A 23,594-nucleotide genomic window follows, 5' to 3' on the forward strand; every position below is an offset into this window, starting at 1 on the left:
GGATTAGAAAAACGTTTTATCAACAAACTTTAACCCTATTAGGTTGAATTTAAAAGCCCTAGACAGTTTGTGGAAAAAGATATCTAACTCGATCACAGAATTTTTGGTAAAACGTTTTATCAAAATTTTTAGCGGCGTATATTGAGCACATAAAAACAACACTTCATGCGCACATAATGTGATGTGTATGAGCCCTACAAGTTCTCAAATTCCGGAGACAAACTATGTCTAAAAGCAATAAATCGACCATGTGGGAGTTCTTGCAAAGCCTCGGCAAGACCTTCATGTTGCCAGTCGCGCTGCTGGCATTCTCAGGTATTCTTCTTGGTGTCGGCAGCTCGTTTTCTAGCGCTGCTATCAAAGAAGCCATCCCATTTTTAGACAACACCCCTTTGCAATACCTGTTTATGTGGATGACCAAAATCGGTCTTGTCGCATTCATTTACTTACCTGTAATGTTCGCAGTAGCTATCCCGCTTGGGTTAGCGCGTGAAGAGAAAGGCGTGGCAGGTTTCGCGGGTTTCGTTGGCTATGCTGCGTTCAACCTTGCGATCAACTTCTTCCTAACCGTCGCTGGTGTACTAGACAGTGAAGCGGAACGTGCCGCCTACGGTGTGAAAAGCATCATCGGCATTGAATCGATTGATACTGGTATCCTTGGCGCGGTAATCGTTGGTGTGATTGTTGCGAAACTTCACCAGCGTTTTTACACCTTCAAAATGCCAGATGCGCTAGCGTTCTTTGGTGGTGCTCGTTTTGTTCCAATCATTTCTGCATTGGTACTGGGCGTTGTCGGTGTATTTATCCCATTCGTATGGCCTTACTTTGCTGCAGGCATTAATGGTATCGGTCATGTGATTGAAGGCGCGGGTGATTTCGGTCCAATGCTGTTTGGTACAGGCGAACGTTTATTGCTGCCAATCGGTCTTCACCATATCTTGGTTGCGCTGATTCGATTCACTGAAGCAGGCGGTACTATGGACGTCTGTGGTCAAACCGTGTCTGGCGCATTAAACATCTTCTACTCTGAATTGTCTTGTCCTGACACAACGGCATTTACACCGGAAGTCACGGCATTCTTGTCTCAAGGTAAAATGCCAACTTTCCTAGGCGGTTTACCGGGTGCAGCTCTTGCGATGTACCACTGTGCTCGCCCTGAGAACCGCTCAAAAATTAAAGCACTGCTTATCTCTGGCGTCGTAGCTTGTGTGGTAGGCGGTATCACTGAGCCGCTTGAATTCTTGTTCCTATTTGTTGCGCCAGTGCTTTACTTTGTCCATGCGATTCTGACTGGTCTGGGCTTTATGGTGATGGGCTTGCTTGATGTCACCATCGGTAACACAGACGGCAACCTGATTGACTTCTTGGTGTTCGGTATCCTGCAAGGCACGGCAACGAAATGGTACTTAGTACCGCTGGTGGCGGGTGTTTGGTTCGTGGTTTATTACTCAGTATTTAAGTTTGCGATCACTAAGTTCAACCTAAAAACACCAGGTCGTGAAGTCGATACGGCGGAAGTGGACAAAGAACTTGAAGCGGCATTCATCAACGAATCTGGCAAAGGTGCTGCAGTATTGGCAGCTCTTGGTGGTAAAGAGAACATCACAGCTTTGGATAACTGCATCACTCGTCTTCGCTTGTCTGTTAACGATATGAGTTTGGTCGACGACGCAAAGTTGAAAGCCAACGGTGCGCTGGGTGTAGTGAAGCTTGATGAGCACAACCTGCAAGTCGTGATTGGCACGCAAGTTCACCTAGTGAAGAATGAAATGCAAGCCATCATGTCTGCTAGCTAATCATTGCCTTGATAGATGCTCCCCCTCGGCACAATCTCCATCCTCCCCCCCAATGAGATTGTGACGAGGGACCTTAATATTGGAATATTCGTATGACTCAGAATTTCGACTTTGATACACCGATTGATCGCACTGGCACTTACTGCACGCAGTGGGACTACGTTCAGGATAGATTTGGTAAAGCGGGTCTACTCCCGTTTACCATTTCAGATATGGATTTTGCTGCGCCAGAGCCTGTAATGAATGTGCTTAAACAACGTTTAGAGCATCCGGTATTAGGTTATAGCCGCTGGAATCACGAGGATTTTAAGTCCGCGATTCGCTACTGGTATCAGACTCGCTTTGACTGCGAAATCGATACTCAGCAAGTGGTGTACGGACCTTCGGTTATCTACATTGTGTCAAAGTTGATTGAGCAATGGAGTCAGCCGGGGCAGGGTGTGGTGTTCCATACGCCAGCTTATGATGCGTTCGACAAAATGATTGAAGGGCAAGACCGTATGTGCGTTCGCAGTCCGCTCATCAAACAGCAAGGTCGATTTGAAATTGACTGGCAAGATCTGGAAACCAAACTCGCTGACCAGAACAACACTGTGCTGTTGTTGTGCAGCCCTCATAACCCAACAGGGCGAGTGTGGCGCCAAAGCGAGTTGGAAAAGATGGCGGAGCTTTGCAACCAACACCAAGTCAAAGTGATTTCCGATGAAATCCACATGGATGTGTGCTTTAAGCGTCACGTCCCTTACGTGGGGTTTGGTTGTTCACAAGATTGGGCTGTCGTCACATCGGCGTCTAAATCATTCAATATTCCAGCCTTGAATGGCGCGTATGCGTTGATCGCGGATTCACCAACTCGCGAACGTTATCTGCATAAACTCAAAGAGGTGGATGGTCTTTCATCGCCTTCTATTATGGGCGTGCTTGGTACGATGGCGGCTTATCGTCACGGAGAACCTTGGTTAAAGGCGCTCAACGAGTATGTATTGGCTAACCATCAATACGTGAAAGAAGCACTTGGAAGCGCCTTTCCTGAAGTGAGTTACCTTGTCCCAGACGCGACCTATTTAGCATGGATTGACTTATCTGTTTTGAATCTAGATATGACGCTGCTTAATCAGGCGTTAATTGAGCAATTCAATATTGCCATCATGTCTGGAGATGTTTATGGCGATTCTGGGAAAGGCTATCTCAGACTCAATCTGGGTTGCCCAAGAAGCAAAGTTGAGCAGGGCGTTTCAGCCTTGATTCAAGCGATCAAATTGCAGTGTTAAAACACCGCGGGAGAGAGTGAGATGTCACTGTTCAAGTTAGATAACGTGATTCAAAACTACGCTTGGGGAAGCAAAGAGTCAATTTCTAAACTATTTGGCATCGAAAATGCGAAACATCAACCTCAAGCTGAAATTTGGATGGGAGCGCACCCTAATGGTTGCTCGCGCCTCGCAGCAACCGGTGAGTTATTATCTGATGTGATTGCGAGAGACAAAGCAAGCATGTTTGGTGATTACACCATGATGCGTTTCGGTGAACTTCCGTATCTATTCAAAGTGCTTGCGGCGGATTCTCCGCTCTCGATTCAAGTTCATCCTAACAAGCGTAAAGCTGAACTTGGTTTTGCAAGAGAGAATGAACAAGGCATTCCGCTTAATGCTCCTAATCGCAACTATAAAGACGCCAATCACAAGCCAGAGTTGGTCTACGCACTGACTTTTTATAAGGCGATGAATGGCTTTCGTCCGATAGAACAAATACTGACGCTGTTCCGCCAATTTGGTATTCGCAGTTTAGACGGCGAGGTAGCCGCGTTAGCCGAGCACCCAAATCAAGACGGGTTGAAAGGCTTCTTCACGGCGATCATGACCTTGAGCGAAGCTCATAAAATTCAAGCCTTGGCAGAACTGGACGCAGCGTTAGAGCGTGGTCCGAAGACGGCATTGGAAAGAGAAGTGCTCAGTTATGTGGCTGAGTTTCAAAAGCATTACCCGAAAGACATTGGATTGCTGTCTCCGTTGATGTTGAACACGATAGAACTTGCACCTGGTGAAGCGATGTTTCTCCATGCCGAAACGCCTCATGCGTATGTGCAAGGTACAGCGTTGGAAATCATGGCGAATTCTGACAACGTGCTTAGAGCTGGGTTAACGTCCAAGTACATTGATGTGGATGAGCTTATCGCAAATACGGCATTTCACACCACGCAACCGGAACTGATTAAGCTGCCGCCAATTCATAAAGAGGGCAAATTGAGCTATCCAATTCCGGTAGATGATTTTGGATTTGATATTCTCTCTTCCGATGGCGAATGCAAACAACAGTTTGTGCGTGGTGCAGAGATTGTTTTTTGTGTTGAAGGCAGAGTTGAGATCATGACACTAGAGACAAGTCTGACCCTTAAAGCCGGAGAATCTGCATTTATCACTAACGATTGTAAGTTTTACCAATATCAAGGCAGTGGCTTGCTAGCAAGAGCGTATAACTGAGTGCTTTGTCTATCTCATACACTGAGACCGCTATTCCCGCGGTCTCAAATGGTTTGATGTTACTTGGGCATAAATATGGTGACTGCGCACTACAACGGTCGTTATGCCACTCTTTGTTTTCGCTTTGCCAGCATTGCAGCAGGAGAGAAACCTGTCACCAACATGGTTCCGCCTAGCACCAAAATTGTCCCTATGATGGTATTAAAACCGACAGGTTCACCCAGAATCAAGTAACCCCATAAAATACCAAAAACGGGGACAAGGAAAGTGACGGTCAAGGCAGAAGCAGGACCAATATCCGAAACTAAGCGGAAGTAGAGTAAATAAGCGAGACCGGTACACACAACGCCAAGAGCGATGACGGAGCTCCATTCAAAACTGCTTGGTTCAGCGCGCATTGGTAGGAAAGGTAATAACGGTAGAACCCAAATAACCGCTGCCCACATACTGCCGTGTGCATTGTCGAAAGCTGGAACTTGCGGAGCATTTTTAGTGTAGTTGGTTGCAATCCCATAGCTGAAAGAAGCCATTAGGCTTGCCCCGATGGGGAAGATAGCCTCTCTGCCGATGGTTGAAGAATCTAAGCCGACAAGTACAGCCACACCACCAATACCAATCATCATACCTAGAATGGCTTTTGCCGTTAAAGGACTGCGATACCAAACAAAACCAATTAACGCGCCCCATATCGGTGCGGTTGAGTTGAGAATGGCTAAGGTCGACGCATTCAGCGTTTGAGCAGCGTAAGCAAAAAGCAGAAAGGGCACGGCGCTGTTAAATAAGCCAATAATGAAAAAGTGCTTAATGTGTTTTGTGAAGGCAAGTTTCTTTTTGAGATAGAAAGCTATTAAGAGCAATGCTATTGCCGCAAATGCAACACGAAACTCGATTAAGTAAGCCGGTCCGAACGTATTAGCGGCGACTCGCATAAACAGAAACGAGCCACCCCAAATAGCAGCGAGACAAAGTAAGCGAAAAAAACTGGCTGCAGTCATGATACATCCTTGGTCGAGGTCTAGCGCCCCATTGATTAATTGTTGCGCTAACAGTGGATTAAACCAAGGATGAGATCAACCAGAAATGCAATGTCAGTTCCGAATCTGGCTACCACTGACTTATTTTGATGGTCTTAAATTTCTTCTTTTGGAAACAAGATTGGTAGACTGTCTCTGTAGGTGTGGTACCACATCTTCCCGTGATCTAATTTTTTGTACTCGATGAGCGGTGGCAAATTAAAGCCCATGTAGCCCTTCGATTGGATATGTTTATAGAAAGCATCAACCGATGGATGATTTCCGATGTTTGTTGAGCTCAATATAGCGGTGGCTTCTAACCATGGTGAAGCCTCGTAACGTTGCTCCTCCAAAGAATAGATGGTGTCATCAATGCGCCAAAATGACCCGTCAGAGATGATGAAATTTTTGAAGAACTCGACGCCAATGTCTTCCGTTAGCATGATATAGGCAGTTTTTGCGCCTCCAAATGAATGTCCAGCCAGTGTACGTTCATTTGGATCAATATCGTATTCGGCTTCAACAATTGGGATGAGTTCTTGGGTTAAGAAAAGGTAGAAGTCATAGACGCCTGGTGGCAAATAATCAATGTTTCTGCGTCCAGGAGGACCTTCATGAATGGCGATTAGGATGACATCGAGTTCGGCATTGGCGATGAGGTTACCAAACCCCTGACCTGTCCCATTACCGTCGGAAACGTAGATGACGGGTAAAGATGTCGTGCGCTCTTCATAGTTTTCTGGCAAGTAGATGTCGTAGGGATAACTAACGCCAGTGATATTGGAAAAAATATTGTCTTGTATTTTTTCCGCAGGAACATATGCGGAGCTGCTGTCAACAGAGGAGCCATCTCCCCCGCCACATGCCGATAATACAACCCCTATTGAAAGGGCGATGAACCAACGCTTCAAAACTTCCATGTTTTACCTTTGCTTTTGTATTTAAAGAACAAAAACAACTGTATAAGATTTAACCGCTCTAAAAGCCCCGCGTTATCAATAAATGAGAAGGCGAGGCGAGCTGGTTTGTAACTCTTCGAGTCAATTATCGAATGTAATGGTACGTTGCTGTTTTACTTGTCATTAATTATTGTTTTACCTGTCATTAATTAATGGTTTTCAGACCAGACCGCGAATTCATTGCCACCCGGCTCGGTGAAATGGAAACGACAACCGCCGGGAAATTCGAAGATCGGACGAATTACTTGCCCCCCGAACTGTTCGACTTTAGCTAACGTAGCGTGAATATCTGAACTATAGAACACCAGTAGTGCCGCCCCATTTGTTGTTTGGCTCACTTGCTCTGCTGCAAAAAAGCCACCGTCTAAACCTTGATCTGAAAAGGCGCTGTACTCTGGACCATAATCAACGAAGCCCCATCCAAAGGCTTGCTCGAAAAACTGTTTAGTCGCATTGATGTCTCGCGTGCCAAACTCAACGTAATTTAACTTTTCATCTTGGTGCATTCTGGTGTCCTTTTCATCGCTGTGCTTTTCTGTCAGTGTATTAACTCTTCCGTCGAGTTTCTCAGCCCGAGTCTAGGTTTTATTAATCAAACCGATAAAACCTCAAAAATTTCATTGGTTCTCCCTATTAAATCTATCGTTATTTCCCATTAAACAAATGTAATTGTTGAAGATATATTCTCGGTGGGCAGAAAAGAGCTTTTGAGTATCCATTGACCACTCGACTGGTCAAATGGTTAGCACGCATTGGAGAGCAACCATGCAGATGTCAAAAAGCTTTTTATTAATTACAGTTGGCTTAGCCAGCACATCTCTACAGGCGCAAACCCTGACAAGAGACAATGGTGCACCAGTTGGTGACAACCAGAATTCAATCACAGCAGGTGAAAATGGCAGCGTATTACTGCAAGACGTTCACCTGATCCAAAAATTGCAGCGTTTTGCTAGAGAGCGAATTCCTGAGCGTGTTGTGCATGCTCGTGGTACAGGTGCTCACGGTGAGTTTGTTGCATCGGGTGATTTTAGTGACTTAACGGTTTCCGCTCCTTTTACTAACAAAGGAAAGGCAACTCCTGTTTTCGTACGTTTTTCGACCGTTATTCACTCAAAAGGATCACCAGAGACACTTCGCGATCCTCGTGGTTTCGCCACTAAATTTTATACTGAACAGGGTAACTGGGATCTGGTAGGGAACAACCTGCCTGTGTTCTTCATCCGTGATTCGATTAAGTTCCCGGATATGGTGCACTCTCTCAAACCGTCTCCAGTTAACAACGTTCAGGATCCAAACCGATTCTTTGATTTCTTCAGTCATGAGCCGAGTGCGACCAACATGCTGACTTGGGTTTATAGCAACTTAGGCACGCCAGCAAGCTATCGCACGATGGATGGCTTTGGTGTGCACGCTTACAAGTGGATCAATAAGCAAGGCGATGTGAACTACGTGAAGTTCCAATGGAAGAGCCAACAAGGTATTGAAAGCCTTCGTCCTGATGAAGTAACTGCGATGCAGGGTAAGGACTTCAACCATTTAACCAATGATCTGTACAAAGAAATTGGGCGTGGTAACTATCCTAAGTGGGATCTCTACGTGAAAGTGCTGTCACCAGAAGCTCTGAACAAACTGGATTACAACGGGTTGGATGCAACCAAAGTATGGCTGAATGTACCGGATCAAAAAGTCGGCACTATGACGTTGAATCGCCTACCAGAAAATTTCTTTTTAGACACTGAACAGTCGGCATTTGCGCCTTCGAATCTGATTCCTGGTATCGAACCATCAGAAGACCGTTTGCTACAAGGTCGTTTGTTCGCTTATGCAGATACACAGTTGTACCGTTTGGGTGTGAACTTGTTCCAGCTGCCAGTAAACCGTCCTTTAGCATCAGTGAATAACCATAACCAAGATGGATTGGGCAACAACGCGAAGCAAGGCAATGGTGATGTGAACTACGAACCAAGCCGCAAACTGGCGCTGGCAGAAGACACGCAGTTTAAAGCAGTTGAAACCAAGTTGGTTGGCACTGTTCAACAAAAAGCGATCAGCAATCCTCGTAACTTCTACCAAGCGGGTGTGTTGTTCCGCAGCATGAACAAGCAAGACCAGAGTGATTTGATTGCCAACTTAGCGGGTGACCTGAACAAGGTGATGGATAAAGACGTTAAGGAAACCATGGTGAGCTATTTCTACCGTGCAGACAAAGAGTACGGTACGCGTCTGGCTGAGGCGACAGATACCAATCTCAAGCAAGTGAAAAACAAAGCGATGATGTAAGCAATAAGTTTTGACCTGCGGGAGATTTATCTGCTCTTTTCTGCCCGAAAATCAGGGCTCCCGTGGGTCATTCTCCAATTTTGTTAATGAGGGTGAGTAAATGAAAACCGTGTTTTTGCTCAGTGCCGTTCTGTTCTCTTTGAGCTTTTCGCTGAGCTTATTGGCCGCCGAAGACAAGCTGGAAGAGGAATACCAATCTCTGGTTGAACTGTTCTTTGACGCAGCGCGAATTGGCAATAACGAAGTGGTCGATACATTTGTTTCTCAAGGCTTCCCAATCGACCAACGTAACACTCAAAGTTATACCGCATTGATGGTGGCAGCGTATCAAGGACATAGAGAAACCGTTCGCTTGCTGCTCGACTCCGGAGCCAACGCCTGCCTACAAGATAAGCGTGGTAACACTGCATTAATGGGGGCACTCATCAAACGTGAAATAGGTATAGCTAAAGACCTCTATCAAGCGGATTGTTCACCAGAGCTGCGCAATAAAGCTGGGCTAAATTTGAAAGAATTTGCCGAGATCTATGGTCAATCCAATGTGTTGAAATCGCTTCAACACTGATAAATAACAATAAATAGGACCCACAGTATGAATAAAACAACATGGCTTGCTGCACTAACGCTTCTCTCTTCCCCAACTTTTGCCGAGACAGTAAGCGTAGAAATGATTGACCTTGGCTCTGGTCAATCAACCGGGAGCGTGATGATCAGCGACAGTGATTACGGTACCGTTTTTACGCCGAAACTACAGGGTTTACCTGCTGGTACACATGGCTTCCATCTACACACTAACGGCTCGTGCGATAGCATTACCAAAGAAGGTAAAACGATACTTGGCGGTGCTGCCGGAGGGCATTATGACCCAGAAAAAACAGGCAAGCATGGTTTCCCTTGGACGGACGACAATCACCTTGGCGATTTACCCGCGCTTTACGTGAATGCTCATGGAATGGCGGATCAGCCAGTATTGGCACCACGAGTGAAACTTGATGACGTAAAAGGTCGTGCTTTGATGGTTCATGCTGGTGGTGATAATCACTCTGATCATCCGGCGAAACTTGGCGGCGGCGGTGCTCGCATTGTGTGTGGTGTGATTAAGTAATCCCCTTCTTAGACGCCACAAACAAAAAACGGTCCAGATAAGCTGGACCGATTTTTTTGAGCAAAAGCTGATGGGCTTAGTTTAAACCGACTTAAATTACGCGAAGTTCTCGACGATGATGTCATCTGCACTGCTAACAAATACTGCACCTTTCTCTTCCATCTCCGCAATCACTGCATCGATAGTATCTGGCAATACTGCGCGGCTAGATGCTAGGTTCACAATCACTTTGAAACCTAAATCGAGAGCTTGAGTCACGGACTTCTTCACACAAAAATCAAGCGCTAAGCCACCAACAACAACCGTATCGATGTGGTTGAATTTAAGGAACTCATTCGCACCTGTAGTTTTGGTATCAGCCACGTCGTGGAAAAAGATACCGTAAGGATGCGCGTCTGGGTCCATGCCTTTGTTCACTTGGAAATCGTACTCCAGAACAGGAGGTAGGCCGTCCAACAGTTCAACGCCCGTAGTGCCAAGCACACAATGGCGATTCCACTTAATATCCACGTTAGGTAAGCCTACTGGTTCAAGCATATTCGCTGGCGTTTCTGCGTCCCACGCCGCTTTTGGTGGATGCAAATCACGGCTGACGAGCTTTAAGCGACCTTTCGCGTGGTTCTTTAGTAGTTCTGGAACGATTTCTAATGCGCCAGTGACTGGCAGTTCGTCAGGGCAAAGTTCGGTGAAACCTTTCTCAGGATCCACGTCGATCACTGCTGTGGTTTGGTAATTAACTCGAACTGTCATGGCAGACTCCTTGTCTGTCTTTATGCTTGCGTTAGCCACGCAAACAGTTTTGGAAAAAGGTTACTTCGTTGCTTGCTAGGGTGTAGACCATCGCTGGTTTGCCGCCTTTACCTTTGTTAGTGGAAGCGACTTTGTTGGTTGGCTTGAGTACACCTGAATCAATCAAGCGTCGTTTGATCGTCATGCGACTGATGTCGATACCGAACTCTTGATAGGCGGCAATGATGTCGGCAACCAGAAACTCTTTATCAAGTGCGAACAATAGGACCGAGGTGTATTCGATAGAGGCGCGCAACTTCTGCCATGCCTTTTCAATCATCTTTTGGTGATCAAAAGCGAGGGTCTCTTCGCCATCAAGGATTGCTTGTAGTGGGAACCACTTTAGATGACATTCTGGAACGCCAGCGTTGTCAATTTGCTCTTTGTTGTTACGGTCAACCAAGGCGTAGTGAGTGATGTTCAGACTCCAATCTTCAGGATCGCGTTTTGGGTCGCCATCGACAAAGGCTTCACTAAAGTGACGAGGGTAGGTATGGATTTTTTCGCGGCAGATACGGCGTCGTGCTGCTTCAAAGTTCTCGTCCGCCGGGCGTCCACCTTCGTGGGTCATGTCTTTATCAAACACAAACCCGCCGGGTAGGGCCCATACACCGTGGTACGGACGTTCCGGGTTCGAACGCTTGATCAGCAACACTTCCAACCCCTTATCGGCGCAGCCAGATAGTCTGAATGGAATAATGTCGACGGTTACGATCATGATTTGGTCCTGAGAATAATTTGTAAGTAATCTAGCGCATAACAAGTAGTCAATCAATGGGTAAGTAACCGATTGTTAGAAACGTGTTCATTGTTGTCTAGCGTTCCTCTTTAAGCAAAGGTGTGCTTATCTGCTCAGGTTATCCACAATAACTGTCCGAATTTTGTGCGTAAAAACCTTATAAAAATGAGTGGTTAGTAACAAAAGTTGACAAACCCTAAGTGGGTGTTTATTGTTTACGCAATTAAGTTAGTAACAACAAGTTATATACCCAAGTTTGCCTTGTTGAGAACTTTCCCCCAACTTTGTCGGGAAAACAATAAGATGCGGTTTGCACCGTGCTGAGGGAATTTGGGTATAAACGAAAAAGGGCGTGTAGAAGGGCTCCGAATGACCACCAATTTATTTTCGTCTCGCATCATCCAAAGTGCGTTAGATTTTGACGTATACAAAGTGAACATGATGAGTGCTGTTGCAGCGCTTTATCCCGATGCGATGGTGTCTTATAAATTCATCGTGCGCAGTGAAGAAGACCTATCTGAATTGCTGCCAGAGGTGAAAGCTGAAGTACTTAAACTGCAAGATATTACCTTCTCTGCAGAAGAAATTGAGTACATGAAAGGTGTTGCGCCTTATCTAAGTCCTGAGTTTGTTGATGCACTGCATGCGTTTCGTTTTAACCCTCAACGCGATGTTTCTTTCAATACGAAAACCATGGCTGATGGCACAAGCCAATTACGCATTACCATCAATGGTCTTTGGAAAGAAACCATTCTTTACGAAACCATCATCATGAGTATTGTGTCCGAAGTGCGTAGCCGTGCACGTTGGGCAGAGATCCCAGTCGAGCAGTTCCAATCGGTTTTAGAAGAGAAGGTTCGTCTCCTTAAAGCAGAGTTGAAACGTCGTAATATCACCAACTTTAAGTTTGCTGATATGTCGACTCGTCGTCGTTTCTCGTTCCAAGCTCAGCGATCAATGTTGCAGTATCTGAGCGAAGAGTTGCCTGACAGTCTAACTGGAACCAGTAACTACCATTTGGCGAAAGAGCTCGATCTCACGCCAATCGGTACAGTGGCACACGAATGGTTTATGGGGCACCAAGCGCTCGTGAATGTCCGTGATTCACAAAAGGTAGCACTGCAGCGTTGGCAAAAGATGTTTAATGGCGCGTTAGGCATTGCATTAACGGACACCATTGGTATTGATGCGTTCTTAAAAGACTTTGATGAAGAACTCAGTAATGCTTATGTGGGAGTGCGTCATGATAGTGGCTGCCCTTACACATGGGGCGAAAAGATGATTATGCATTATCAATCGCTTGGCATCGATCCAATGACGAAAACCTTGGTGTTTACCGATGGTTTGAACTTCGATCAAGCGCTAGATATTTGTGAGCACTTCCAAGGTCGTGTTCAAGTGAGTTTTGGCATTGGTACGTCGCTTGCGAACGATATGGGTGATTACGTGAACGCACAAGGTGTTGCGTATAAACCTTTGTCTATCGTTATTAAAATGGTGTCATGCAATGGCTCACCTGTTGCGAAAATCAGCGATGAGCCAGAGAAAGCGATGTGCGAAGACATCTTCTTTTTGATGAATTTGAAGCGTCGTTTTGAGCAGCCGCTTGATCTCGATGAGTGTCGCGTACTGATCGATCGCCTAGAAAACGAAGGCGATAACTACCTTATTGACGCGTAGTCCGGTAAGAACGGTGTTTATCGGCGGTAAAGTTGAAATACTGAGAAAAGGGTGGTGCAGAATCATCACTCTTTTTGACTGTCGCACACTTCGTTGTACTTGATTTCACACAGTGCGCCACACTTCGTTCGATATGGGAGCCTCTTACTGCCTGTATTCGCTCGTATTCTTTTAACAATAAGCCCTTCTAAGTTGGCACTCTTTAAGTGCTTTTCACGAACCTTCTTCCAATAGTCATCAAAAGCCATACGTCACCTTATTGTTGTCGTTATTTTTATAAATATGACGCCATTCTATGCAACAGAAGTTGTTTTATATTGTCAGAAAAATCCTAAAATTCGTTAAGGAAAAGGCGAATTGTTGTAAAGCTCCCGTTTCTTGATTTTTATCTTCTATGGTTTCGACAAATTAAAATCGGCAAACCGAGAAGGCGATTTGGTTATAGTACAAACAAAGGTCAACTCGGGAATGAGCGATGAATTTGGTTGTGCATTTACAAAAAAAAGCGATTAACAAACACGGTTATGAGTGGGCAACGCGCCAAGCATGGAAGTGCGGAATAAAAGCGAACCTTGTTAAACGTGTAATTGGCATTTTTAAAGGGCAAATCGTCTGTGTAGTTGAAGGATGCCGCGCTGAATTGTCGACACCAATCAATAACCCTTTGCATGATGATGAAAAGCAAGGCCGCTACGTTTTCGTGGGTGGCATCTTCTGGGAGCCAAACAACGTCATTGCTCCAGGTTTTCCTGACTTTATGTTTATGCACTTACGCAGTCTAAGCCATCGTCATAAATATCTGACAGATGATGAGCTGTTTTTGAGTTTAGCTTAGACGGTTTGATAGATATTGATGACCAGTCTTTTTCTCAAATCGTTACTCGGTGCGGTGGCAGTACTCGTCATTGCCATGCTCTCTAAATCAAAAAGCTTCTATATTGCAGGTTTGGTGCCTTTGTTTCCGACCTTCGCATTGATTGCGCACTTTATTGTGGGCAGCGAGCGAGATATGGAGGCACTGCGCCAAACCGCACTGTTCGGTATCTACTCTCTAATACCTTATGCGGCGTATCTGATGTCTGTCTTTTACTTTAGCTACCGCTTGAGCTTGGTGGGTACACTGACAGCCGCGACGCTGGTTTGGGTCATGTTCGCATCGATTTTGCTCGTCTTTTGGACTCGATGGATGGTGGTTGCTTAAAGTTTGCTCAATCTGACTTAGTAGTTGCTGGGCGATTCATAGTCAGCATTGATGTGATCTGGCTCCGATTGACCTTTTCAAGATTACCTCCTGACATTCCGTTTATAAAACGCCGTTTTTTAACCTGCTAATGACCTCGGGCTTGTTTTTACCTGATGTGAATTCCAGTTCACGATTTACTATACCGCCAATCAAAGATAACTGTACTGGGAAGTAATCCATGAATATGAAATCTATCGCAATCGCGACGGCAGTGGTTGCTGTACTGGCAGGCTGTAAAGACAAAACGCCACCTGCACCAACTGAAGCAAACATTACGCTTGTTGAAGCGGTAACTGAAACCGTGAAGAACCCACATCAAGTGTGTAAAGATGTTGTAGTGACGCACCAAGTTGCACCTAAAGACAACAACAAGATCCTTGGCACGGTTGGCGGTGCGGCGGCGGGTGCTGCATTAGGTAACCAAATCGGTGGTGGTTCAGGTAAAGTGATTGCAACGGCGGCAGGAACAATTGCCGGTGCAATGGCAGGGCGTGAAATTCAAGACAATGTGCAGAAGGGCGATGTTGTGACTTCAACAGAGAAACAATGCCACACTGAATACACCACTTCAGAAAAAGTAGTAGGTTACGATGTCACTTATGAAGTTGCAGGTGCACCAACGACTGTGCGCATGAAGAGCAAACCTGCAGGCAAAACTTTCCCAATTCAAGGTGGTAAAGTGGTTCTACCGCAATAATCGCCAACTAGATTGAATACATAAGCCCATTTGTTCATTGAACTTAAGGGCTTTTTTCGTTTTAGAAGATAGTGGTGAATACTACTTGTCTGCGAAATAGTCGACCAACGTTTTACGCCACTTTCGTGATTCACGGATTTGTAACAGCGCGCGGTTAATCTCTTCCTCATAACGGTTGTTCTCTGTGATGATGAAGCCGTAGTTCTGTTTTTCTAGTTGGTACGGCAACACTTCTAAATCCTCAAATTGCCCAGATAGTCTGCTACTGCCAATCATGTATTTGAGCACAACATCATCCGCGACAATCGCCTCGACTTCACCTTTGTCTAAGGCAGTTAAAAGCGCCGTCATGTCTGCATAGTCTTTGTGGCGAATGCCAAAGCTAGTGAGTAACAAGGAAGAGGTGGTAGCCGTTTTGGTACCGACTTCAACATTGGCAAGATCATTGATCCCTTTGATTTGGGAATAACCTTGGCTAAGGGTGAGTTTGCTAGCCAAAACTGCAGTAATACTGGCGATAAAAAGCATGCTGAAAACACCAATGAATACCGTCACAATTCGCCCAGTTAAGCTTTTAAATTCAAAGTAGTTAAACGGTCCTCGGGTAATAAACAGCAAGCCAAGAATAAAGCTTTCAACCCAGCGACCGCTTCTGTTTTTCATTGAATATAACTTTTCGTTTTTCCCTTCTTCTAACGCATAGAAAAATGCTCCGACTAAGCCAGCTACCAATATGATGGCACCAACGATGAGCCACAAAGCTGGGTTCAAAAAGATAGATTGCAAGGTATGCAGATAGCCTTGGTTTTTTACCGCAATCGCGAGATGGGTTTCGTAGAAAGAATGAGAAAAATCAGCGAACAGTTCGCGTTCTGGAGTGATAGAAATACATGAAACACCTATATCTATTTGTTCTGTTTCTATCGCGTTGAGTAGATCGTCTAAAGGTTGGTTTTCAAAACGAAACTCGACGCTCATTTCTTTGGCAATTTGCTCCCATAATTCAATGCTGAGACCGTTCAAATCACTGTCAACAGAACCAATAACAAAAGGAGGACATGGGTAAGTCCCGACCTTAAGCGGAGAAGCGTTAGAGGAACTAGTCAGTAAAGAAAGAAGCAAACATGTTGTAATTACAAGGAATTGAAGTGTCGTTTTCAAACCAATTTGCATGCGCAGATCCTCAAAAAAGTGGCAGCGCTGAATTGAATCAAGAGCGATTTCTTGCACAAAAAAGCCCGAGTGTTGAGAGTTTCCGAGAGGTAATGATGAATTCAATGCTGCCTTAATTTTGTTATTTACTGTTTTAACTATAGCAGGCAACGCTTCATTGAATTTCAAGTTCGATGACGTTAACAGCGAGACGAGCGTTGGGAGAGTCTGTAAGCGTATGTAAGCATCGATAGAAGAGGCTGTTTTTTTGTTTAAAATTTGTCTCTTTATTGAATGATGTTTTATTGGAGTAGTGATGAAGAAACAAACATTGACGATGATTATTTTGATTGCGTTGACAGGCTGTGGTATCGAGGGACAAAGCCATTCTTCTACTCCAGCTAATGCACCTAATTTGTTTGTATCACAATGTGGAGATCAACTGTTTCCAGATGAACCTAGTCTGTCCTTTGCAGTTAAGGGGGATGTGGCAGAATTACAAGGGGTCGTTTGTAAAGGGTCGCCTGCTGCATTTGAACGTATGATGAAAAAGCACCCAGAGATTAAACTACTTAAGTTTATTAGTATTGATGGCTCTGCTGATGATGATGCAAACCTAGAGCTCGCTTACCAAGTACGTGCAAGCCATTTAGATTCTTACATTGCTGCTGATGGAGAAATAGCCTCTGGTGGTACAGATTTGTTTGTAGCTGGCGTGAATAGAACGATAGAAAGTGGGGCGACGATCGGAGTGCATTCTTGGGGAGCTGGGGATGACGTTGCCACAGACTTTCCTGTTGGTCACGAATATCATCAGCCATACATTGATTACTACAGAAAAATGGGATTACCCGACCCAGAAGGCTTTTACTACTTCACTATAAACGCAGCATCGGCTGACAATATCTACAATATGAATGAGCGAGAAATCACGCTGTACGGGCTAGGTAAGATCACCTCTTCTACAAGTAATTAAGGGCAACGACAATTCGGGTGTTGTGTTGATGTCTGTACATAGACCAAGTTTCAGAAGCGAGCACGAATATCGGATACTAAAATACAAAAGCCGAGCGATGAACGCTCGGCTTTTTAAATACTTACGCTGCAGGGGCTCGATGATGTTGCTCTTCTGCGAGTTTGGCGGCTTGCGCTTGCTTTTGTTTGCGGCGTTCTCGTTTGGATAGCCAAATCAGAGGCACGACAATCATTACTGTACCAATTGCCATAAAAATATCTGGCACTTCACCGAACCAAATCAAACCAACGATCACGGCACCAATCAAGCCGCTGTATTCTGCGCTAGCAATTTTGTTGCTATCGATAGAGCGATAAGCCAACACGCAGGTTGCTGCATAAATCATGATGAATAAGCTTGAACCTGCCGCTACAGGGAATGAGCTCCAATCCCAAGCTTCGCCCTCGATAAACACCAACAAGAGTGATACAGGCATACCGGCTAGATTCGTCATCAAAAGTGTGTGTGGTACGGATTGGTTCTTCGGTAACTTCCGAATTAGCAGGTTGTTGATCGCCAAAGTGACTGCGACTACCAATGCCGATAGCGCCGCCCAATCAATCTGATCAGGACGAATAATCACAAGTACACCTGCAAATCCCATCACTGCTGCCGCAATAGATTGTGCAGAAAGCTTCTCTCCAAAGAAGATGGCTGCCAGTGGCAACATGATTAAAGGTGCGGCATAGAAGATCGCATTCGCGGTCGCGAGTGGCATTGATGAGATGGCAAACACCATAAAAATCGCACCAGTTAACCAAACGTGCGCACGAACCGCATGCCATTTAAAGCCTTCCATTAATGGGGCTTGTTTAGTGAGTAGGTACACGGGTAATAACATCATCACAGCTGACAATTGTCGGTAAAACACAAACTGAAAAACCGGCACCTCATTACCGACGCTTTTGATCAAAGCGTCTGAGAGCACCGCAATTAGGTTACCAACAATTAATAGCAGCATGGCTGCGCCGACAGATGTGACTTTCACGTTATTCCTCTCCTCATTCTTTGCCAAAGAGTAGGTGATGTCATAGGATGAAGTGAAATGATATTTATTAGTTTAAGTATGAGATTTTTAGATAATGAAATTGCCACCTCTTAGAGCGGTTCACTGTTTCGAATCCGTTGCTCGTAATTTGAGCTTTTCCCTTGCAGCAGAGGAGCTCAACGTGACGCAAAGTGCGGTGAGTCATCAGATTCGTATATTAGAAGACTACCTTGGTGAAGCCCTGTTTATTCGTCAGGGGCGTAAGTTATCGCTCTCGGATACTGGCTTTCGTTATCTTGAAGATATCAGTCCTGCTATTAGTGCCATTGCGATGGCGAGTCAAAAAGTGCGTGAAGGCGAAAAGGGAAGTCTACGCTTGGCAATTTACAGCTCGCTGGCGGTGAAATGGTTAATCCCACGATTGGCGGACTTCAAGCGTCAGCATCCGGAAATTGATCTTACGCTCAACATGGTTGCAGGAGATCCAGAACAAACCGACAGCGTTGGTGACTGTTTTATCACAGTGCAGAAGCCTAAGCGTAATTACATGGCTGTGCGTTTATATGATGAGACTTTGTATCCGGTATGTAGCCTCAATATCTGGAAAGAAATTCAAGACCAACCAATGCCGAATGCACTCTGGCACTATCCGATTCTTTCGACTGATTCTATCTATCGTGAGCGCGGTAAAGATTGGTCAGAGTGGTGCAAAGCCGGTGGGTTTGAGTTGCCAAAAGATATTGATATGCAGCACTTCAGTCACATGCTGCTGGCTATCGAAGCTGCTCGCTATGACCAAGGTATTACGTTTGCCAATGACTTTATGTTGAATGAACGGGATAAGGCTCAAGACTTGGTTTATATCCCCTCTCACGGCTTAGAAACTGGGGATAGCTTTTACTTTGTACATAAGAAGAATCGTGCTCGCCAGCCTGAAATCATCAAGTTGACTAACTGGCTTAAACAGCAGTGCTTATAGCGCAGATTGTGTGATTGCTTCGTGGTATTCCTTGTGATGCTAGACTTAATTTAGGCAGGTCAGTTGGGAGAGTATCATGAGCTACGCGCACATTTTGGTGGCAGTTGATTTATCAGATTCGAGTCGAGTAGTGATCGACAAAGCTATTGCGATGGCAAGAGATGCAAACAGTAAGGTGTCTTTTGTTTTTGTTGATCACGATAGGGTCGCGCTGGAATCGAAGGACGAGCAAAAGCTAATGCAAGAACTTGATGCTTTAGCTAAGCAGAGTGATTATCCAATTAGCGAGACCATGGTGGTGGTGGGGGATCTACATATTAAGTTGGCTGGTATAGCGAAGGAAAATGACATCGATTTGGTGGTGTGTGGTCACCATCATAAGTTTATGAGCCGCTTGTTCTCTTCTATTCCCAAGCTCGCCAATGCTATTGAGGCAGACTTGCTCGTCGTATATTTGGACTGAGCCCTCACTCAAGATTACAAAGTAAAAGGGAGGCTTTGCTAAGCCTCCCTTTATGATTCTAAAAGCGACTATTGCTTTTTGATCAGCGCTTTAATCACATCAATCGTGTATAGCTGACAATCGACCGCGGTTTGCGGATCGAAGTCTTGCTTGTGTTGATCTGTGTTCGAAAGTATACGGATACCAACGAAAGGCACTTGGTAAGCTTGAGCAACCAATGCCGCAGAGGAAGTCTCCATTTCTTCAACAGACGTACCGTATGTTTCATGGAACCAGTTGATACGATCCACTTCGCGGTTCCATTCGTCCGCTGAGCCAATCAAGCCTCTCACGACTTTGCCTTTTTTGTATTCTTCAGACAAAGAAAGAGCGGTTTCAACCAGTGCCGGATCTGCTTTGAATTGTTTGTGTTCAACAAACTCGCCGTTTTCACGTAGACGCATGGTTACGTCGAAGTTCTGCCACTTCGTTGGGTCGATGCCTTTGCCTTTTTTAGCAAACTCAGACTTGTAAGCGCCCATGTTGAAACTCGCTTCGCCAACCACAATGTCACCGCGGTATAACTTAGGATCGTGACCACCAGATGTACCTTGGTTGATAATGTACTTTGGATTGAAGTGTTCAATCGCAATAGTGGTAGAGGCTGCAGCGTTCGCCAAGCCAACTTCGGTACGAGAAACCACGACTGGATAGCCATCTATATCACCTTGCCAGAAGGTCCAAGAACCAACGGTGGTTTGTTTGGCATCATCCAATGCTTCAACTAGGGTGCTGGTTTCAATATCCATCGCTCCTTGCACAAGGATTGGTTGAGTTTGAGCGAAAACAGAGAAAGAAAGTACTGCAGGAACAAGTGCAGCGAAACGTTTAAAGATTTGCATACGACATACTTACAAATGAGAAAGATGGCGAAATCTATCAATGGCAATCGTTTGCGTCAATTGGTTGAATTGTTATTTTTCTAAATAAATGAAAATTCTTGATTGTCGTTCTAAATAACAAGAATGAAAAAATCCGAGCGGGGGAGGCTCGGATTTGGTCTTTATCAGGACTAGATTAAATGGTTATACCGTATTAAGGCATCTTGCTCAGGTTGTAAAATGAAGCCAGTTCGCCAGTCGCTTTTTCGCCGTTCATATCCAACTTCATTAGCATGTTTTCACCAACGAAGTACTGGTTTGGACCAGACTCATCAACCAATGTAATGGTGTTGCCTGATTCATTCCAAGTGAACTTACCTTCTGATTTGATTGGGTCGCTTTCTTTGCCTTCATACAGCTCTACTAATGTATAAGTGCCGTCTTCGTTAAGGGTTAGCGTTGTATCGATACCCGCGCAATCTGCACAAGGAAGTTTGCCTTTGTAAATGCCGTTCCAATCCAGCGAATTTTGCGCATTGTGACCAGAATCTACAAAGGTATCTGTCGTGATCATTTGCTCTTCTTCAATCGGTGTTGCATCAACGGTGCTTTCAACTTCTGAGGCCTGAGGAATGTCAACCGCAGTTGTCTCTGCTGGTTTCTCATCCTGACAGCCTGCTAGAATAACGACCGCACCAGTGAGTGCTAATAGTGTCTTTTTCATTTTATTCCTCTCTAAATCAACAAGTTGATATACCAAAGTAATCTCGTTGCATGTATGCTAAGGTCACTTAGGTATACCGTGATAATAATAGACTTGTTTCCTAAACCTGCGTCAGAACAAAGCAAACCATTGAACGACCTCTGTAAGAAAAAATCTTTAACGTCAGTGATTTGCAAATAAAAGGGATAGGAGAAGAAAATGGAAGAATTGGTTACAGTCGTTCTTCGAGCAATTGTTCGTTCTATTATTATCGAAATTTTCCTGTGGAGATTGAGTTATTGCACCGGTTATATCGGGCTGTCGATTATCACTTTAGGCAAGCGTCCGCACAAACCAATGTCGAAAGCGATGCGAATACGCATCAGCTATTTTGGTATTTTTCTGTTGGTTGTGTTCCTTGTGTTTATGTTTTGACTTTCGTAGCGCAATTTTTAAACCGCCACCAGATAAAAAAGGCTCATCATCTGATGAGCCTTTTGCGTATTAGGATGCTTTATCCATTGCGGGTGGTGTTTTGACCTCCTTTGACGGAGACTCCTCTTCAGTATTATCAGTAAAGATTTCAGCCACGGCGCTACGTTCTAGTTCACCTTGCAGATTACCTTCGTCATCCACAACCGGCAGTGAGTAGTCACAAGACATGGTGTCTGGAAGTACTTCTTCAATTACGGAATCAGGAGAGACAACAGGCACTTCTTCGTAGATCTCTTCTGCCAGCTCTTGTGCTGCATCGGTTTTCGCAGCATCTAGCAAGCTCTCTTTGGTAACCACTCCTTGATAGCCATCATCGGTCACGTGGTACGCGTAGTCTTGTTTCACGCGTTTCATCTCAACAAGGGCTTCTTCAATGGTTGTCGCTGCAATGCGATAAGCTGGTGGCTGCATCACGGTTTCAACCGTCAGAGCGCGTGCTCGGTTTACGTCCTTCACGAAGGCCTCTACATATTCATCGGCAGGGTGGAGCAGAATCTCGTCTGGAGAACCTTGTTGTACTAATTCGCCATCTTTCAAAATAGCGATACGGTCACCCAAGCGAAGCGCTTCATCCAAATCGTGAGTGATAAAGATAATGGTCTTATGTAGCTTCTCTTGCAGTTCAATCAGCTGATCTTGCATTTCGCTACGGATCAGAGGATCGAGTGCCGAGAACGCTTCATCCATCAATAGGATCTCAGCGTCAGTCGCCAGTGCACGAGCCAAGCCTACACGTTGTTGCTGACCACCAGAAAGCTGCGCAGGGTATTGGTTCTCGTAACCTTTCAGACCAACTGTCTCCAACCATTCATTGGCTTTCGCAAGACGCGCTTCTTTTTTGATGCCTTGGATTTCCAAGCCGTAAGCTACGTTGTCAACCACAGTACGATGGGGCAAAAGACCGAAGCGTTGAAATACCATCGACATTTTATGGCGGCGAAACTCTTCCAGCTCTTTTGATGACAGCTGCATTACGTCGACGCCTTCAACTAAGATTTGCCCCATGGTTGGGTCAATTAAACGGTTGAAGTGGCGAATCATGGTCGACTTACCAGAGCCAGATAGCCCCATGATAACGAAGATCTCGCCTTTGTTAATTTGCAGATTGATGTCTTTTAAACCAACGGTATGACCCGTATCAGCCAGAATTTGGTCTTTGCTCTGGCCTTGTTTTACTCGCTCAATCACTGTTTTTGGCTTTGGTCCGAAGATCTTATACAGCCCGCTAATTTCAATAAGTGGCTTAGTCATGTTTCAGATCTCCTAAGTGTGCTTGGGTTCGCTTTGCGTAAGCTTGCGATGCTCGGTCAAACAAAATCGCCAGTGCCACAATTGCTAGGCCGTTAAGCAGACCAAGGGTGAAATACTGGTTGGTGATTGATTTTAATACTGGCTGACCTAAGCCTTTAACGCCAATCATAGAAGCGATAACAACCATAGAAAGTGCCATCATGATGGTTTGGTTGATACCGGCCATAATGGTTGGCATTGCCAAAGGTAATTGTACGCCGACTAAGCGTTGCTTGTTACTTGCACCAAAGGCGGTGGCGGCTTCAAGAACTTCCTTATCTACGAGTCGAATGCCTAAGTTGGTTAAACGAATGACTGGTGGAATCGCGTAGATCACAACAGCAATCAAACCTGGGATCTTACCGATACCAAGGAGCATAACGACCGGAATCAGATAGACGAACGCGGGCATGGTTTGCATCACGTCGAGCAGTGGTGTCACGACGGATTGCACGCGATTGGAGCGTGCCATGGCAATACCGATAGGAATACCGAGCGCAATGGCGAGCATGGTACACACCGTGATGATGCTGAGCGTCCGCATCGTGTCTTCCCACATGCCAAAGTACCCAATCAGGATTAATGACACGAAACACGCGACAGCCAGTTTCCACGATCGGCTTGCGGCATAAACCAACGCGGTACATACACCAAGGATGATCATCCATGGTGTAGAAATGAGGAGTTTTTCGAACCAAACGAGAAATGAGAGAAGAGGATCGAAGAATGATTCAATAAGGTCGCCGTATTCGCGAGAGAAATCGCGGTAGGCACCATCTAGGGTTTTGCGGATAGCTCTGAGATCTGAGCGATCCATTTCTGGGAATTCGCTAAGCCAATTCGAGTCAGACATGTTTACTTCCTTTTC

26 protein-coding genes are annotated in these 23,594 nt (G+C 45.2%); 14 read left to right on the top strand and 12 right to left on the bottom strand.

The window, feature by feature from the left end:
- Window positions 1–224: 224 nt before the first annotated feature.
- The 3 genes from malX (at window position 225) to manA (ending at window position 4,276) form a co-directional block, all read left to right on the top strand.
- Window positions 225–1,796: a maltose/glucose-specific PTS transporter subunit IIBC gene (malX, locus tag QMY49_RS20915; RefSeq protein ID WP_005436347.1), complete on the top strand. Its 1,572-nt coding sequence runs from the start codon at window positions 225–227 to the stop codon at window positions 1,794–1,796.
- A gap of 92 nt (window positions 1,797–1,888) precedes the next feature.
- Entirely contained in the window at window positions 1,889–3,067 is a 1,179-nt protein-coding gene (locus QMY49_RS20920; protein ID WP_283316586.1) for a MalY/PatB family protein, read from the top strand.
- A 21-nt stretch (window positions 3,068–3,088) separates the two neighbouring features.
- On the top strand, window positions 3,089–4,276 hold the full coding sequence (gene manA, locus QMY49_RS20925; RefSeq protein WP_283316587.1) for a mannose-6-phosphate isomerase, class I: 1,188 nt from the start codon (window positions 3,089–3,091) through the stop codon (window positions 4,274–4,276).
- Window positions 4,277–4,377: 101 nt separating this feature from the next.
- Here manA and QMY49_RS20930 read toward each other — a convergent pair whose 3' ends face one another.
- From QMY49_RS20930 to QMY49_RS20940, 3 genes are all read right to left on the bottom strand, one after another.
- Window positions 4,378–5,271, bottom strand: coding sequence for a DMT family transporter (locus QMY49_RS20930; protein ID WP_050902581.1), 894 nt, complete (start codon window positions 5,269–5,271; stop codon window positions 4,378–4,380).
- 134 nt (window positions 5,272–5,405) lie between these two features.
- Window positions 5,406–6,209 carry an alpha/beta hydrolase gene (locus QMY49_RS20935; RefSeq protein WP_283316590.1) on the bottom strand — a complete coding sequence of 268 codons (804 nt, stop codon included), beginning with the start codon at window positions 6,207–6,209 and terminating at the stop codon, window positions 5,406–5,408.
- Window positions 6,210–6,397: 188 nt separating this feature from the next.
- Window positions 6,398–6,754 (bottom strand): VOC family protein, encoded by a 357-nt coding sequence (locus QMY49_RS20940; RefSeq protein WP_172581126.1) that lies wholly within the window; start codon window positions 6,752–6,754, stop codon window positions 6,398–6,400.
- Window positions 6,755–7,013: 259 nt separating this feature from the next.
- On the opposite strand from QMY49_RS20940, the gene katE1 reads away from it, so the two are divergent.
- From katE1 to sodC, 3 genes are all read left to right on the top strand, one after another.
- The gene (katE1, locus tag QMY49_RS20945) at window positions 7,014–8,528 is read left to right on the top strand and encodes a catalase KatE1 (RefSeq protein ID WP_283316591.1); all 1,515 of its coding nucleotides are present in this window, start codon (window positions 7,014–7,016) and stop codon (window positions 8,526–8,528) included.
- A 100-nt stretch (window positions 8,529–8,628) separates the two neighbouring features.
- Window positions 8,629–9,093 (top strand): ankyrin repeat domain-containing protein, encoded by a 465-nt coding sequence (locus QMY49_RS20950; protein WP_005436364.1) that lies wholly within the window; start codon window positions 8,629–8,631, stop codon window positions 9,091–9,093.
- A 27-nt stretch (window positions 9,094–9,120) separates the two neighbouring features.
- On the top strand, window positions 9,121–9,633 hold the full coding sequence (gene sodC / locus QMY49_RS20955) for a superoxide dismutase [Cu-Zn] SodC (RefSeq protein ID WP_283316593.1): 513 nt from the start codon (window positions 9,121–9,123) through the stop codon (window positions 9,631–9,633).
- Between the two features lie 96 nt (window positions 9,634–9,729).
- On the opposite strand, the gene QMY49_RS20960 is transcribed toward sodC, so the two are convergent.
- Window positions 9,730–10,383: a nicotinamidase gene (locus QMY49_RS20960; protein WP_283316595.1), complete on the bottom strand. Its 654-nt coding sequence runs from the start codon at window positions 10,381–10,383 to the stop codon at window positions 9,730–9,732.
- Between the two features lie 31 nt (window positions 10,384–10,414).
- On the bottom strand, window positions 10,415–11,140 hold the full coding sequence (locus tag QMY49_RS20965) for an NUDIX domain-containing protein (RefSeq protein ID WP_283316596.1): 726 nt from the start codon (window positions 11,138–11,140) through the stop codon (window positions 10,415–10,417).
- 390 nt (window positions 11,141–11,530) lie between these two features.
- Here QMY49_RS20965 and pncB point away from each other — a divergent pair, with 390 nt between their 5' ends.
- Window positions 11,531–12,841: a nicotinate phosphoribosyltransferase gene (gene pncB / locus QMY49_RS20970; RefSeq protein ID WP_005452976.1), complete on the top strand. Its 1,311-nt coding sequence runs from the start codon at window positions 11,531–11,533 to the stop codon at window positions 12,839–12,841.
- A 65-nt stretch (window positions 12,842–12,906) separates the two neighbouring features.
- Here the strand turns inward: pncB and QMY49_RS27290 are convergent, their stop codons facing one another.
- Window positions 12,907–13,089, bottom strand: coding sequence for a hypothetical protein (locus tag QMY49_RS27290; protein ID WP_005452974.1), 183 nt, complete (start codon window positions 13,087–13,089; stop codon window positions 12,907–12,909).
- Window positions 13,090–13,316: 227 nt separating this feature from the next.
- On the opposite strand from QMY49_RS27290, the gene QMY49_RS20975 reads away from it, so the two are divergent.
- The 3 genes from QMY49_RS20975 to QMY49_RS20985 all read left to right on the top strand — a co-directional run bounded on the left by QMY49_RS20975 (window position 13,317) and on the right by QMY49_RS20985 (window position 14,781).
- The gene (locus tag QMY49_RS20975) at window positions 13,317–13,676 is read left to right on the top strand and encodes a hypothetical protein (RefSeq protein WP_005452972.1); all 360 of its coding nucleotides are present in this window, start codon (window positions 13,317–13,319) and stop codon (window positions 13,674–13,676) included.
- A gap of 18 nt (window positions 13,677–13,694) precedes the next feature.
- A complete protein-coding gene (locus QMY49_RS20980; protein ID WP_017818484.1) occupies window positions 13,695–14,042 on the top strand; it encodes a GlpM family protein in 348 nt (115 codons plus the stop codon).
- Window positions 14,043–14,262: 220 nt separating this feature from the next.
- Window positions 14,263–14,781 carry a glycine zipper 2TM domain-containing protein gene (locus QMY49_RS20985; RefSeq protein ID WP_283316602.1) on the top strand — a complete coding sequence of 173 codons (519 nt, stop codon included), beginning with the start codon at window positions 14,263–14,265 and terminating at the stop codon, window positions 14,779–14,781.
- 81 nt (window positions 14,782–14,862) lie between these two features.
- Here QMY49_RS20985 and QMY49_RS20990 read toward each other — a convergent pair whose 3' ends face one another.
- Entirely contained in the window at window positions 14,863–15,954 is a 1,092-nt protein-coding gene (locus QMY49_RS20990; protein WP_033007722.1) for a transporter substrate-binding domain-containing protein, read from the bottom strand.
- 295 nt (window positions 15,955–16,249) lie between these two features.
- Between QMY49_RS20990 and QMY49_RS20995 the strand changes: the two genes are divergently transcribed.
- Window positions 16,250–16,909, top strand: coding sequence for an alpha/beta hydrolase (locus QMY49_RS20995; protein WP_009697903.1), 660 nt, complete (start codon window positions 16,250–16,252; stop codon window positions 16,907–16,909).
- Between the two features lie 121 nt (window positions 16,910–17,030).
- Here the strand turns inward: QMY49_RS20995 and QMY49_RS21000 are convergent, their stop codons facing one another.
- Window positions 17,031–17,936 (bottom strand): DMT family transporter, encoded by a 906-nt coding sequence (locus tag QMY49_RS21000; RefSeq protein WP_009697902.1) that lies wholly within the window; start codon window positions 17,934–17,936, stop codon window positions 17,031–17,033.
- A gap of 94 nt (window positions 17,937–18,030) precedes the next feature.
- On the opposite strand from QMY49_RS21000, the gene QMY49_RS21005 reads away from it, so the two are divergent.
- Together QMY49_RS21005 and QMY49_RS21010 are read left to right on the top strand one after the other, a co-directional pair.
- On the top strand, window positions 18,031–18,915 hold the full coding sequence (locus QMY49_RS21005) for a LysR substrate-binding domain-containing protein (protein WP_005452955.1): 885 nt from the start codon (window positions 18,031–18,033) through the stop codon (window positions 18,913–18,915).
- A gap of 76 nt (window positions 18,916–18,991) precedes the next feature.
- Complete coding sequence (locus tag QMY49_RS21010) at window positions 18,992–19,378, top strand: universal stress protein (protein WP_050904137.1); 387 nt, start codon at window positions 18,992–18,994, stop codon at window positions 19,376–19,378.
- Between the two features lie 68 nt (window positions 19,379–19,446).
- Here QMY49_RS21010 and QMY49_RS21015 read toward each other — a convergent pair whose 3' ends face one another.
- Together QMY49_RS21015 and QMY49_RS21020 are read right to left on the bottom strand one after the other, a co-directional pair.
- On the bottom strand, window positions 19,447–20,259 hold the full coding sequence (locus tag QMY49_RS21015; protein WP_061065939.1) for a 5'-methylthioadenosine/S-adenosylhomocysteine nucleosidase: 813 nt from the start codon (window positions 20,257–20,259) through the stop codon (window positions 19,447–19,449).
- A gap of 193 nt (window positions 20,260–20,452) precedes the next feature.
- Window positions 20,453–20,962, bottom strand: coding sequence for a copper resistance protein NlpE (locus QMY49_RS21020; RefSeq protein WP_005452949.1), 510 nt, complete (start codon window positions 20,960–20,962; stop codon window positions 20,453–20,455).
- A 198-nt stretch (window positions 20,963–21,160) separates the two neighbouring features.
- Here QMY49_RS21020 and QMY49_RS21025 point away from each other — a divergent pair, with 198 nt between their 5' ends.
- On the top strand, window positions 21,161–21,376 hold the full coding sequence (locus tag QMY49_RS21025) for a hypothetical protein (RefSeq protein ID WP_005452947.1): 216 nt from the start codon (window positions 21,161–21,163) through the stop codon (window positions 21,374–21,376).
- 69 nt (window positions 21,377–21,445) lie between these two features.
- On the opposite strand, the gene QMY49_RS21030 is transcribed toward QMY49_RS21025, so the two are convergent.
- Together QMY49_RS21030 and QMY49_RS21035 are read right to left on the bottom strand one after the other, a co-directional pair.
- Entirely contained in the window at window positions 21,446–22,687 is a 1,242-nt protein-coding gene (locus tag QMY49_RS21030) for a quaternary amine ABC transporter ATP-binding protein (RefSeq protein ID WP_009699542.1), read from the bottom strand.
- Complete coding sequence (locus QMY49_RS21035; protein ID WP_005429511.1) at window positions 22,680–23,579, bottom strand: ABC transporter permease; 900 nt, start codon at window positions 23,577–23,579, stop codon at window positions 22,680–22,682. The genes QMY49_RS21030 and QMY49_RS21035 overlap by 8 nt, the downstream gene beginning before the upstream one ends.
- Window positions 23,580–23,594: the final 15 nt, after the last annotated feature.

It is taken from the genome of Vibrio harveyi (assembly GCF_030060435.1).
GTDB classification, from domain to species: domain Bacteria; phylum Pseudomonadota; class Gammaproteobacteria; order Enterobacterales; family Vibrionaceae; genus Vibrio; species Vibrio harveyi.